The sequence below is a fragment of the Pseudarthrobacter enclensis genome (assembly GCF_001457025.1).
In the GTDB taxonomy this organism is placed as follows: Bacteria; Actinomycetota; Actinomycetes; order Actinomycetales; family Micrococcaceae; genus Arthrobacter; species Arthrobacter enclensis.
Genome location: NZ_KQ758607.1, coordinates 51,678 through 63,214, shown reverse-complemented (window position 1 = coordinate 63,214; position 11,537 = coordinate 51,678). Strand labels below are relative to the sequence as shown.

Genomic DNA, 11,537 nt, shown 5'->3' with positions numbered 1-11,537 from the left:
CCATTGTGGATCTGGGCGGCTGGAAGGGTCTAACGGTAGAGGTCCGGCTTGGCGGCCAGCTTGACGGCCACCTTCTCGCCGTTCTTCTGGGCTTCGACGCCGGCTTCGCAGCAGGCTGCGGTGGCGTAGCCGTCCCAGGCGGAGGGGCCGCCGATCTCGCCCTTGAGGGCAGCGTCGACCCATGACTGGATTTCGACGTCGTACGCCGCGCCAAAGCGCTCCTCGAAGCCGGGCGTGACGTTGCCGCCCCAGCGGCCGGCGCTGCGGGTGTAGGGGCCCTTGTCGCCGCCGATGCTGACGATGCCGTCCTCGAAGGAAGCCTGCGTGGCGACCTCGTAGCCGAACTTGGCATTGACGTAGATTTCGACGTCGGCCAGGACACCGGACTCGGTTTCCAGCAGGACGTGCTGGGGATCGTGCTGTCCGCTGGGTGCGTTCCTGGTGGCTTTGCCGAGGCGGACCTGGACGCTGGTGATTTCCTCGCCGGTGAAGAACCGGATGGCGTCGAACTCGTGGACCACGGAGTCGTTGATCAGCATCTCGTTGGTGAAGCCCTCAGGGGTGCTGGGGTTGCGGTGCTGGTGGTGCAGCATGAGCAGCTCGCCCAATTCGGAGTTGCGGATGATGGAGCCCAGGGCGGCGTACTCAGCGTCGAAGCGGCGCATGAAGCCCACCTGGATACGCTTCCGGCCAAGTTCGACCTCAGCCTCGACAATCTTGAGCGAGGACTCGGCGTCCGGGGTCAGCGGCTTTTCGCAGAGGATGGGGATGTCCCTGGCGAGGGCCTTGAGGAGGATGTCCTCGTGCAGGAAACCGGGCGTGGCGATCAGGACGGCGTTGACGTCGCCGTTGTTCAGCGCTTCCTCGGCGTCGGCGAGTGCCACGGCGCCGGGGATGCCTTCGATGGCGGCCTGGGCGCGGGCCAGGTCAACGTCGACGACGGCGGCAACTTCCGCGCCGTGGATGCGCTTGTGGAGGCGCTGGATGTGGTCGGCGCCCATGCGTCCGGCACCGATGACGGCTACGCGGAGGGTTTCAGTCATTGTTCTGTCCTTCGGGGTCTGTAAGGGGTGTCAGCTGACAGCGGTGCGGGAGCCGCAGGACAGCAGGTAGTTGCGGGTGCGCTTGGCGATGGGCATGGGCACGTCGAAGGCGACGGGGTACATGTCCTGTTCCACGATGCCGAAGATGGGCCGGTTCAGGGCCTCGACGGCCTCGATGACGGCGCGCAGGTCCGGCAGGCCGTTAGGCGGTTCGGTCATGACGCCGGCCAGGTTGGCGGCTGCCCAGGTCATGTTTTCCTCGTTGACCTTCTTGAGGATGTCCGGGTTGATCTGCTTCAGGTGCAGGTAGCCGATCCGGTCCGGGTAGTTCTTGATCAGTTCGAGGCTGGATGCTCCGCAGTATTCGGCGTGGCCGGTGTCCAGGCAGAGGTTGAGGTACTGCGGGTCCGTGGCACCGAGCAGCGTTTCGATGTCCGCCTGCGCACCCACGTGGGAATCGGCGTGGGAGTGGAACTGCTGCTTGAGGCCGAAGTCCTCCAGCAGGGTCTTGCCCAGGCGGTTGTGCCCGGCGAACAGGTCGCTCCATGCCTTGTCGCTGAGGGTGCCGCTTTCCACGGCCTCACCGGTGACGTCGTCGCGCCACATGGCGGGGATGACCACGATGTGTTCGCCGCCCATCGCGGCGGTCAGTTCGGCCACCTGGCGGGCGGGCTCCCAGGCGGTCTCCCACTGGTCCAGTCCGCGGTGGAAAGCCGTGAAGACGGTGCCGGCTGAGATCTGCAGGTCGCGCTGCTTCAGTTCTTCGGCCAGGCGGGTGGGGTCGGTGGGAAGGTAGCCGTACGGGCCGAGCTCAATCCACTTGTAGCCGGATTCGGCCACCTCATCCAGGAAGCGCTCCCACGGCGTCTGCTGGGGATCGTCCGGGAACCAGACACCCCAGGAATCGGGGGCCGTGCCGATGATCAGCTTGTTCTCAGTCATGACAGCGTTGTCTCTCTCGGGTGTCAGTTGGAGGGGAAGTTGTAGGAGGCGCCGGAGGCGTGGTGGGTTTCGGGCCAGCGGGAGGTGATGACCTTCCCGCGGGTGTAGAAGGAGACGCCTTCGGGGCCGTAGATGTGCTTGTCGCCGAAGAGGGAGGCTTTCCAGCCGCCGAAGGAGTGGTAGGCCACCGGGACGGGCAGGGGCACGTTGATGCCGATCATGCCGACGGTGACGGAGCGCTGGAACTTTCGGGCTGCTGCGCCGGAGGAGGTGAAGATGGCGGTGCCGTTGCCGTAGGGGTTGGCGTTGATCAGTTTGATGCCGTCTTCGAGGGTGTCGACGCGGACGACGACGAGGACGGGTCCGAAGATTTCCTCCTGGTAGGCGGTCATTTCGGTCTTGACGTGGTCGATCACGGTGGGGCCCACCCAGAAGCCGTCTTCGTGGCCGGGGACCACGAGGTCGCGGCCGTCAACGACCATGGCGGCGCCGGCGGTTTCGGCTTCGGTGACGATCCGCAGGATGCGTTCCTTGGAGGCGGGGGTGATCACCGGGCCCATTTCAGCGTCGGGTTCGGTGCCGTTGTTGACCTTGACGGCTTCGGCGCGGTCCTGGACTTTGGCGACGAGGGCGTCGGCGGCGTCTCCGACGGCGACCGCGACGGAGATGGCCATGCAGCGTTCGCCGGCGGAGCCGAACGCGGCGGCGGCGAGGTGGTCGGCGGCGTTGTCGAGGTCGGCGTCGGGAAGGATGATGGCGTGGTTCTTCGCCCCGCCGAGTGCCTGGACGCGCTTGCCGTGCTTGGTGGCGGTCTCGTGGACGTACTGGGCGATCGGGGTGGACCCGACAAAGGAAATGCCGTCCACGTCCGGGTGGGTGAGCAGCCCGTCGACGGTTTCCTTGTCGCCGTGCAGGACCTGGAACACGCCGTCCGGCAGGCCGGCTTCCTTCCAGAGCTTGGCGAGGAGCAGCGAGGCGGAGGGGTCGCGTTCGGAGGGCTTGAGGATGAAGGCGTTGCCGGTGGCGATGGCCATCGGGGCCATCCACAGCGGGACCATGACGGGGAAGTTGAACGGCGTGATCCCGGCGACGACGCCGAGGGGTTCGCGGAAGGAAAAGACGTCGATGCCGGTGGAGACCTGGTCCGAGTAGTCGCCCTTGAGCAGGGTGGGGATGCCACAGGCGTACTCGATGACTTCCAGGCCGCGGCCGATCTCGCCCTTGGCGTCGGAGAGGACCTTGCCATGCTCAGCCGTCACGAGCTGGGCGAGTTCGTCCACGTGGGCGGCGACGAGTTCGCGGAACTTGAACAGCACCGCGGTGCGCTTGGCCAGGGAAATGTCGCCCCAGCTATCGGCGGCGGCCCGGGCGGCGGCGACGGTGGCGTCGAGGTCGGCACGGTTGGCCAGGCGCAGTTCGCCGGTCACGGCGCCGGTGGCCGGGTTGTACACGGGGGTGGTCCGGTCGCCCTCGCCGGCGGTCTCGGCGCCGTTGATGAAGTGGTTGATCACGGCAGTTTCGGTGGTGGTGGCAGTCATGGGACTCTTCCTTGAGTGGATCGAAGGGGACGTGCGGAGTGTGGTCAGCCGAGCAGCTTGCGCTGGCGGGACTTGTGGTCGACGTAGGTCTGGAAGGCCTGTTTGGTGGAGTCCAGCTCGGAGACCTGGGAAACGGGAACATCCCACCAGGACTCGGAGGACGGGGCGTCCAGCAGCGGGTCGGACTCGACGTGGATCAGGATCGGGCCGGACCCTTCGGGGGCTGCTTTGGCGTCGCGGATGGCCTGTTCGAGTTCGGCGATGACCTTCTCGCCGGGTTCGATCCGGACCACCTTCACGCCGAGGGATTCGGCGTTCAGGGCCAGGTCCACCGGGAGGGTTTCACCCTCGTCGAAGCTGTGCTGCTCTTCGTTCAGGGCACGATACTGGGTGCCGAACCGCTGCGAACCAAGCATCTCCGAGAGCGAGCCGATGGAGGCGTAGCCGTGGTTCTGGATCAGGACCACGATCAGCTTGATGCGTTCGGCGACGGCGGTGACCAGTTCGGTGTGCATCATCAGGTAGGAGCCGTCCCCTACCATCACGACGACGTCCCGCGCCGGCGCTTTTTCCCCGCCTGCCGCCGTCGTGCTTGCCGCTTCGGCGATCGCTGCCCGCTTGACGCCGAGGCCGCCGGGGATTTCGTAGCCCATGCAGGAGTAAGCGTATTCCACGTGGTAGCCGAACGGGTCGCGGACCCGCCACATCTTGTGCAGGTCACCGGGCAGCGACCCCGCCGCGCAGATGACGACGTCGCGGGCGTCCATGGCCCGGTTGGTGGCGCCGATGATCTCGTTCTGCGCCGGCAGCGGGGTGTAGCGGGTGTCGAAGGCCTCGTCCACGGTGGCGTCCCAGCGCTGCTTCTCCGCCTCGATCTTCTGTTTCAGGTCGGCCCCAACGCGGTAGCCGCCCAGGGCTGCGTTGAGCTTGACCAGCGCCTTGCGGGCGTCGGCGACGATCGGCAGCGTGGTGCCGTGCTTGTACGCGTCGATCGGGGCGACGTTGATGTTCACGAAGCGCACGTCCGGGTTCTGGAACGCGGTGCGGGACGCGGTGGTGAAGTCTTCGTAGCGGGTGCCGATGCCGATGATCAGGTCCGCCTCGGCCGCGATGGCGTTCGCCGCCGTCGTGCCCGTAGAACCAATGGCGCCGAGGGACTGCTGGTGGTCCCAGGGCAGGACACCGACGCCAGCCTGTGTATTGCCCACCGGGATCCCGGTCAGCTCGGCGAACTTCGCCAGTTCATCGTTGGCGTAGGCGTAGAGGACACCGCCGCCGGCAATGATCAGCGGACGCTTCGCGGCCTTGATCGCCTGGACGGCGCGGGCGATGTCGGCGTCGTCCGCGTCGGGGCGGCGGATCCGCCATTCCCGCTCGGCCAGGAACTCGACCGGGACGTCGAAGGCCTCGGCCTGGACGTCCTGCGGCAGCGAAATGGTCACCGCACCGGTCTCGGCCGGGTCGGTCAGGACGCGCAGGCCGTGGTGGAACGCGGAGAACAGCTGCTCGGGCCGGTTGACCCGGTCGAAGAACTTGGACAACGGCCGGAACGCGTCATTGACGGTGATGTCGTACGCGTACGGCTGCTCCAGCTGCTGCAGCACGGGGTCCGCCGCGCGGGTGGCGAACGTGTCGGACGGCAGCAGCAACACCGGAAGACGGTTGGTGGTCGCCAGGGCGGCGCCGGTCAGCAGGTTGGACGAGCCCGGGCCGATCGAGGTGCTGATCGCGTAGGTCTGGCGGCGGCGGGTGTGCCGGGCGTAGCCGACGGCCTGGTGGACCTGGGCCTGCTCGTTCCGGCCCTGGTAGTACGGCATCAGGGTGGGATCCTGCTGCTGGTACTGCTTCAGCGCCTGGCCCACACCGGCCACGTTGCCGTGACCGAAAATCCCGAACGTGCCCGGGATCAGCCGCTCCCGGTACTCAACGCCGCCCACCGTGTCCACGGTGTACTGCTGGGAAAGATATTCGACGACGGCCTGCGCCACCGTCATCCTGCGCGTTCCTGTTGTGCCCATGGCGGTTACTCCGATGCTTCTGTGGTGTGGTGCAGCAGCGAGGCGGCCGCGGCGACAGCGCCGGCGACGTCCCCGTCCGCGGGATAGAGCAGGGTACGGCCCACCGTGAGGCCCTGAACGCCCGGCAGCGACAGCGCGGCGCCCCAGGTGGCAAACACCTCGTCTTGGGTCCCGTCCGGGTCGCCGCCCAGCAGGACGGTGGGCATCGTGGTGGCCGCCATGACGCGTTCCATCTCGGCCACGACCGGCAGCTTCATCCAGGTGTAGGCGCTGGTGGACCCCAGCCCTTCGGCAATCCCGATGGACTTGATCACCGCGTTGGTAGACAGGTCGTTGCGGACCCGGCCGTTCTCCCGGACCGAGAGGAACGGCTCCACCATGGCGATCAGCTTCCGCTCGGCCAGCGAATCAATCGCCTTGGCTGTAGCTTCCAGGGTGGCCACGGTGTCCGGGTCGCCCAGGCAGATTCGGGTCAGCATCTTGCCGCCGTCCGCACCCAACGCTTCGAGGGCGGCGGCGGTGTGGCCGGTGAACCGGTCATCAAACTCGTTGACCAACCCGGCCAGGCCGCCGCGGTTCATCGAACCGAACACCAGCTTGCCCTCCAGGGCACCCAGCAGCAGCAGGTCATCCATGATGTCCGGGGAGGCCAGGATGCCGTCCACCGCAGGATTGGCCAGGGCGATCTGCAGCCGGTCCAGCAACTGCCGGCGGTCGGCCATGGCCACCGGATCGCTGCCGACGGCCAGGGCGCCACGGGCCGGGTGGTCGGCGGCAACGATGAAGTTTTGCCGGCCGGCCTTCAGCCCGGGGTGGCGGCGGCGCGCTTTGGCCGCCCGGGCCACGGCGTCCGGGTCCTCCAGCCGGATGGTGCTCAGGTGCTCATAGCGGCGGGGATCGTCGTCCACGGCGTGGTCGGTGGTCACGGGGGTGAGCGTCACAGTGCTGCTCCTTCGGTGGCAAGCGCGGCGGTGGTGGTGCCCGTGGCGCTGCCCGGGACGGCACGGCCCCGTTCTGCCAGCAGCGAGGTGACCTCATCCGGCGTCGGCATGGCATCGGCACAGGAGAGGCGGGAGGCGACGATCGCGCCCGCAGCGTTGGCGTAGTCCAGGACCTGCTCCAGCGGCCAGCCGGACAGCAGCCCGTGGCAGAAAGCTCCGCCGAAGGAATCCCCGGCGCCCAGGCCATTGAGGGTTTCCACCGGGACCGGCGCGGAGACAACGCGTTCGGTGCGGGTCTTGGCCATCACGCCCTCCGCGCCGAGCTTGACGACGGCGATTTCAACGCCGGCGGCCAGCAGGCGGTCCGCCTGCTCGTCCGGAGTCCCTTCGCCGACAGCCACGGCGCACTCTTTATCGTTGCCGATCGCGACAGTGACATGCGGCAGGATCTTCGCGACCTCGGCCCGGGCTTCCTCCTCGGAGGCCCAGAACATCGGCCGGTAGTCCAGGTCCAGGATGGTGAACTGGCCCTCAGCGAGTTCGGCGCGGGGGCGTGCCTCGTGTGCGGCGATATGCGCGGAACGGCTCGGTTCCTGGCACAGCCCGGTCACCGTGGACCAGAAGATGCGGGCTTCACGGATCGCGTCGAGGTCCAGCTCTTCGGCCTTGATCTGCAGGTCCGGCGCCGTCGGAAACCGGCCATAGAAGTAGAGCGGGAACTCGTCCGTAGCGGGCTTGATGGCGCAGAAGGTGACCGCTGTGGGCCAGTCCTTGACCGGTGTCACGTAAGCGTCGTCGACGTTGAACTTGTGCAGCTCACGGTGCAGGTAGGTGCCGAATGCGTCGTCGCCGGTGCGGGTGATCACGCCCGTGCGGCGGCCGTGCCGGGCGGCAGCAACAGCAACGTTGGAGGGCGAACCGCCGAGGTACTTGCCGAAGGAGTTGACGTCCTCCAGGCCAACCCCGATGTCGTTCGGGTAGATATCAACGCTGATGCGCCCGATCGTAAGAAGCTCGTGGGTCACGGGAATCGTGGACCTTTCTGGTGTGGAACGGTGAACCTTTGAGGGCGGCTGTTCCTGGGACTGGCAGGCCGTGGTGTGGGCCACAAGCACTACTTTGCCTTAGATAAATTGTCCTGTCAAAGGTTTGTACTGACATACTTACAACACTTTGGAGCGCGCTAATTTTGCGCGATGCTACTTCCTGGGAACCGCAAGCTCGCCCGTAACGTACTGCGCCCTTCCGTAGCCGAAGGACCAGTCACCGGCAGTGTTTTCGACGTACCCGATAAAGACGTCCTCGCCGGCCACCCCCTCGGCGGACAGCTTGCTCGCGACGGCGGCAAAGAGGCTCTGCTTGGCATCCTGCGAACGGCCGCCCTGGGTGAAGATCTGGATCATCACCACTCCCCCGGTGCGCTCGAATCCCAGCCCGGCATCCTGCGCCACAATCTGGCCCCTCGGGTGCTCGGTGAGGATGTGGAAGTAGTCACGTTCCGGAATGCCGTACTCGGCAAGGATGGCATCGTGGATTCCGCGGCTGAGCCGCTGCAGCTCCTCAGGGCTGCGGCCTTCGTTAACGTCAATGCGAACCAGGGGCATGGAATGATCTCCTTTTGAAGGGTTTGTACTGACATACTAACAAACTGCTGTCGACAAAGACAAGGATTTTCCTTGCCGACCGCCGAGTGCAGCAGTACCCTTAAACAACCAATCAGTTGATCAACTGATTGGTTGTTTACAGAGCTGGTCCATTCGGAAAGCAGGGAACGGCATGGGGCCCGACGACGCGGCACTGGACGTGGCCTTCCTGGCCCTGGCCGACCCCGTGCGCCGAAGCATCATCGCCCGGCTGAGCCGGGGGCCGGCCACCGTGAATGAACTGGCGGAGCCTTTCGAGATTTCCAAACAGGCGGTCTCGAAGCACATCCAGGTACTCGAGCAGGCTCAACTGGTCACCCGGACCCGGGATGCCCAGCGCAGGCCCGTCCACCTGAACCCCGCACGGCTCGAGGCGCTGACGGCGTGGATCGACCAATACCGGCTGGTCCGCGAGGCGCAGTTCCGCACCTTGGATGCCGTGCTTCAATCCAGCGCCGGGCGAAGCGGCGCCACGTCGAAGGACACATCATGAACAATCCCCTGAAACTGACGGTTCCCGAAGGCCTGCCCTTCATTGACTACGAGCGCGAGTTCGACTTCCCCGTCGCGGATGTGTTCCGCGCCCACAAGGAGCCGGACCTGATAACCCAGTGGCTCGGGCCCCGCGGCATGAAAATGGAGATGGACCACTACGACTTCCGCAGCGGCGGAACGTACCGGTACATCCACACCGGCACTGAGGGCATCCCCTACGAGTTCAAAGGTGTCTTCCACACCGTCCGCGAGAATGAATTTGCCCTGCAGACCTTCGAATTCGGCGGGTACCCCGATGTCGTGAGCCTGGAATACATGACGTTCGAGGACCTCGGCGGCGGCCGGTGCAGGCTGCGCGGGCACTCGGTCTACCCCAGCCTGGAAGCGCGGGACGGCATGGCACAGTCCGGCATGGAGGGTGGCATGACGGAAGGGTATGAACGGCTGGACGAACTGCTCAACGCGGCCAAAGTCTGACAGGACCAGGTCCAAGGCCCAGCGACGACGGAGCAGCAGCACGACGGCGGCGGGCGGCCGTGGGCGCCCGGGCGCGGGACCGCCGTCGTGCTTGGCAACACTGCCTTAACAGCAAAAAGCGGCACCCCCGCTGTCCCGAAGGACGGCGGAGGTGCCGCTTTGCGGCGGGTGGGACCCTAGAGGGCTGCGTAGACCTCGCGCAGCAGCTTGGCGGTCTCGGACGGCGTCTTGCCGACCTTCACGCCGGCAGCTTCGAGGGCTTCCTTCTTGGCCTGGGCGGTTCCGGCGGAACCGGAGACGATGGCGCCCGCGTGGCCCATGGTCTTGCCTTCGGGGGCGGTGAAGCCGGCCACGTAGCCGACAACCGGCTTGGTGACGTTCGCCTTGATGAAGTCGGCTGCGCGTTCTTCGGCGTCGCCACCGATTTCACCGATCATGACGATGGCCTTGGTTTCGGGGTCAGCCTCGAAGGCGGCCAGGGCGTCGATGTGGGTGGTGCCGATGATGGGGTCGCCGCCGATGCCGATGGCCGTGGAGAAGCCCAGGTCGCGCAGTTCGTACATCATCTGGTAGGTCAGGGTGCCGGACTTGGACACGAGGCCGATGGGGCCCTTGCCGGTGATGTTGGCGGGGGTGATGCCCACCAGTGCTTCGCCGGGGGTGATGATGCCGGGGCAGTTCGGTCCGATGATGCGGGTGACCTGCTTGCCGTCGGCGTCTACCGTGGCCTGGGCAAGTGCCCAGAATTCGGCGGAGTCCTGGACCGGGACGCCTTCGGTGATGACCACGACCAGGCCGATGCCTGCCTCGATGGCTTCAACCACGGCTGCCTTGGTGAATGCCGGCGGGACGAAGACGATGGAGACGTCCGCGCCGGTTTCCGCCATGGCTTCCTTGACGGTGCCGAAGACGGTGATTTCCTTGTCGCCGTGCAGGACAGTGGTGCCGGCCTTGCGGGCGTTGACGCCGCCCACGATGTTGGTGCCGGCCTTGAGCATCAGGGCGGTGTGCTTGGTGCCTTCGCCGCCGGTGATGCCCTGGACGATGACCTTGGAGTCCTTGTTGAGGTAGATAGACATGGTGCGTCCCTTTACTTAGCTGCGTTGGCGAGCTCGGCGGCCTTGTCGGCGCCCTCGTCCATGGTGGCGGCCAGGGTAACCAGCGGGTGGTTGGCCTCGTTCAGGATGCGGCGGCCTTCCTCGACGTTGTTGCCGTCGAGGCGGACTACCAGCGGCTTGTTGGCGGTGTGGCCGAGCTCGGCCAGTGCGCCCACGATGCCCTTGGCGACCGCGTCGCAGGCGGTGATGCCACCGAAGACGTTGACGAACACGGACTTGACCTGCTCGTCGCCCAGGATGACGTCCAGGCCTGCGGCCATGACCTCTGCGGAGGCGCCGCCTCCGATGTCCAGGAAGTTGGCGGGCTTGACGTTGCCGTGGTTTTCGCCGGCGTAGGCAACGACGTCCAGGGTGGACATGACCAGGCCTGCGCCGTTGCCGATGATGCCTACTTCGCCGTCGAGCTTGACGTAGTTGAGGTCCTGCGCCTTTGCCTTGGCCTCAAGCGGATCTGCGGCGTCCTTGTCTTCAAGCTGGGCGTGCTTGGCGTGGCGGAACTCGGCGTTCTCGTCCAGGGAGACCTTGCCGTCCAGTGCGACGATGTCGCCGGCGCCGGTCTTGACGAGCGGGTTGACCTCCACCAGGGTGGCGTCTTCCTTCTTGAAGACGTCCCAGAGCTTGAGGATGACATCGGCGACCTTGCCGCGCAGTTCCTCAGCGAAGCCGGCGGCTGCGACGATTTCGTCGGCCTTGGCCTGGTCGATGCCGACCGCGGGGTCAATGGCGATCTTCGCCAGGGCCTCGGGGCGTTCGACGGCGAGCTGTTCGATTTCCATGCCGCCTTCAACCGAGCACATGGCCAGGTAGTTGCGGTTGGCCCGGTCCAGCAGGACGGAGAAGTAGTATTCCTCGGCGATGTCCGCACCCTGGGCGATCATCACCTTGTTGACGGTGTGGCCCTTGATGTCCATGCCCAGGATGTTGGTGGAGTGCTCAAGTGCCTCATCAGCGGACTTTGCGACCTTGACGCCGCCGGCCTTGCCGCGGCCGCCAACCTTGACCTGTGCCTTGACGACAGTAACGCCGCCGATCTTTTCGGCAGCTGCCTTTGCTTCTTCAGGGGTGTGCGCCACGATGCCGGCCAGCACGGGTACACCGTGCGCCTCGAACATATCGCGCGCCTGGTATTCAAACAGGTCCACGGTTTAGTGTCCTTCTACGTCGAAGTAGTTTCTTTACAGCCGGACACCAACGATATGAGGGTGACCGGGCTGCGGATTGCACGCACCGGCGGCCTGTCTGGAAACGAGCCACGCGGCGTAATGCTCCATGGGGAACTCTAGTCCTTTGGGAGGACCGGGCCGTCCCAGACTACCTCTTAT

Annotated in this window: 11 protein-coding genes; 2 read left to right on the top strand and 9 right to left on the bottom strand. The window is 66.0% G+C overall.

What is annotated here, in order from left to right:
• Nucleotides 1-29 precede the first annotated feature (29 nt).
• From AS031_RS17560 to AS031_RS17530, 7 genes are all read right to left on the bottom strand, one after another.
• Nucleotides 30-1,043 (bottom strand): Gfo/Idh/MocA family protein, encoded by a 1,014-nt coding sequence (locus AS031_RS17560; protein WP_058269457.1) that lies wholly within the window; start codon nucleotides 1,041-1,043, stop codon nucleotides 30-32.
• A gap of 30 nt (nucleotides 1,044-1,073) precedes the next feature.
• Nucleotides 1,074-1,985, bottom strand: coding sequence for a sugar phosphate isomerase/epimerase family protein (locus AS031_RS17555; protein WP_058269456.1), 912 nt, complete (start codon nucleotides 1,983-1,985; stop codon nucleotides 1,074-1,076).
• Nucleotides 1,986-2,008: 23 nt separating this feature from the next.
• Nucleotides 2,009-3,523: a CoA-acylating methylmalonate-semialdehyde dehydrogenase gene (locus tag AS031_RS17550; protein ID WP_058269455.1), complete on the bottom strand. Its 1,515-nt coding sequence runs from the start codon at nucleotides 3,521-3,523 to the stop codon at nucleotides 2,009-2,011.
• A 44-nt stretch (nucleotides 3,524-3,567) separates the two neighbouring features.
• Nucleotides 3,568-5,517: a 3D-(3,5/4)-trihydroxycyclohexane-1,2-dione acylhydrolase (decyclizing) gene (gene iolD, locus AS031_RS17545; RefSeq protein WP_058269454.1), complete on the bottom strand. Its 1,950-nt coding sequence runs from the start codon at nucleotides 5,515-5,517 to the stop codon at nucleotides 3,568-3,570.
• Nucleotides 5,518-5,546: 29 nt separating this feature from the next.
• Nucleotides 5,547-6,482: a Cgl0159 family (beta/alpha)8-fold protein gene (locus AS031_RS17540; RefSeq protein ID WP_058269453.1), complete on the bottom strand. Its 936-nt coding sequence runs from the start codon at nucleotides 6,480-6,482 to the stop codon at nucleotides 5,547-5,549.
• A complete protein-coding gene (gene iolC / locus AS031_RS17535; RefSeq protein ID WP_058269452.1) occupies nucleotides 6,479-7,507 on the bottom strand; it encodes a 5-dehydro-2-deoxygluconokinase in 1,029 nt (342 codons plus the stop codon). Before iolC ends, AS031_RS17540 begins: the two co-directional genes overlap by 4 nt.
• Before the next feature lie 174 nt (nucleotides 7,508-7,681).
• Entirely contained in the window at nucleotides 7,682-8,086 is a 405-nt protein-coding gene (locus AS031_RS17530) for a tautomerase family protein (protein ID WP_058269451.1), read from the bottom strand.
• A gap of 172 nt (nucleotides 8,087-8,258) precedes the next feature.
• On the opposite strand from AS031_RS17530, the gene AS031_RS17525 reads away from it, so the two are divergent.
• Together AS031_RS17525 and AS031_RS17520 are read left to right on the top strand one after the other, a co-directional pair.
• Nucleotides 8,259-8,618 (top strand): ArsR/SmtB family transcription factor, encoded by a 360-nt coding sequence (locus AS031_RS17525; RefSeq protein ID WP_058269450.1) that lies wholly within the window; start codon nucleotides 8,259-8,261, stop codon nucleotides 8,616-8,618.
• The gene (locus tag AS031_RS17520) at nucleotides 8,615-9,097 is read left to right on the top strand and encodes an SRPBCC family protein (protein ID WP_058269449.1); all 483 of its coding nucleotides are present in this window, start codon (nucleotides 8,615-8,617) and stop codon (nucleotides 9,095-9,097) included. Before AS031_RS17525 ends, AS031_RS17520 begins: the two co-directional genes overlap by 4 nt.
• Before the next feature lie 176 nt (nucleotides 9,098-9,273).
• Here the strand turns inward: AS031_RS17520 and sucD are convergent, their stop codons facing one another.
• Both sucD and sucC read right to left on the bottom strand, forming a co-directional pair.
• Entirely contained in the window at nucleotides 9,274-10,176 is a 903-nt protein-coding gene (sucD, locus tag AS031_RS17515; protein ID WP_058269448.1) for a succinate--CoA ligase subunit alpha, read from the bottom strand.
• Nucleotides 10,177-10,187: 11 nt separating this feature from the next.
• Nucleotides 10,188-11,357, bottom strand: a complete 1,170-nt coding sequence (sucC, locus tag AS031_RS17510; RefSeq protein WP_058269447.1) for an ADP-forming succinate--CoA ligase subunit beta — start codon at nucleotides 11,355-11,357, stop codon at nucleotides 10,188-10,190.
• Nucleotides 11,358-11,537: the final 180 nt, after the last annotated feature.

Coding starts and splice junctions, on each gene's coding strand:
- AS031_RS17560 (WP_058269457.1), bottom strand. CDS start 1,043: ATGACTGAAACCCTCCGCGTAGCCGTCATCGGTGCCGGACGCATGGGC.
- AS031_RS17555 (WP_058269456.1), bottom strand. CDS start 1,985: ATGACTGAGAACAAGCTGATCATCGGCACGGCCCCCGATTCCTGGGGT.
- AS031_RS17550 (WP_058269455.1), bottom strand. CDS start 3,523: ATGACTGCCACCACCACCGAAACTGCCGTGATCAACCACTTCATCAAC.
- iolD (WP_058269454.1), bottom strand. CDS start 5,517: ATGACGGTGGCGCAGGCCGTCGTCGAATATCTTTCCCAGCAGTACACC.
- AS031_RS17530 (WP_058269451.1), bottom strand. CDS start 8,086: ATGCCCCTGGTTCGCATTGACGTTAACGAAGGCCGCAGCCCTGAGGAG.
- AS031_RS17525 (WP_058269450.1), top strand. CDS start 8,259: ATGGGGCCCGACGACGCGGCACTGGACGTGGCCTTCCTGGCCCTGGCC.
- AS031_RS17520 (WP_058269449.1), top strand. CDS start 8,615: ATGAACAATCCCCTGAAACTGACGGTTCCCGAAGGCCTGCCCTTCATT.
- sucD (WP_058269448.1), bottom strand. CDS start 10,176: ATGTCTATCTACCTCAACAAGGACTCCAAGGTCATCGTCCAGGGCATC.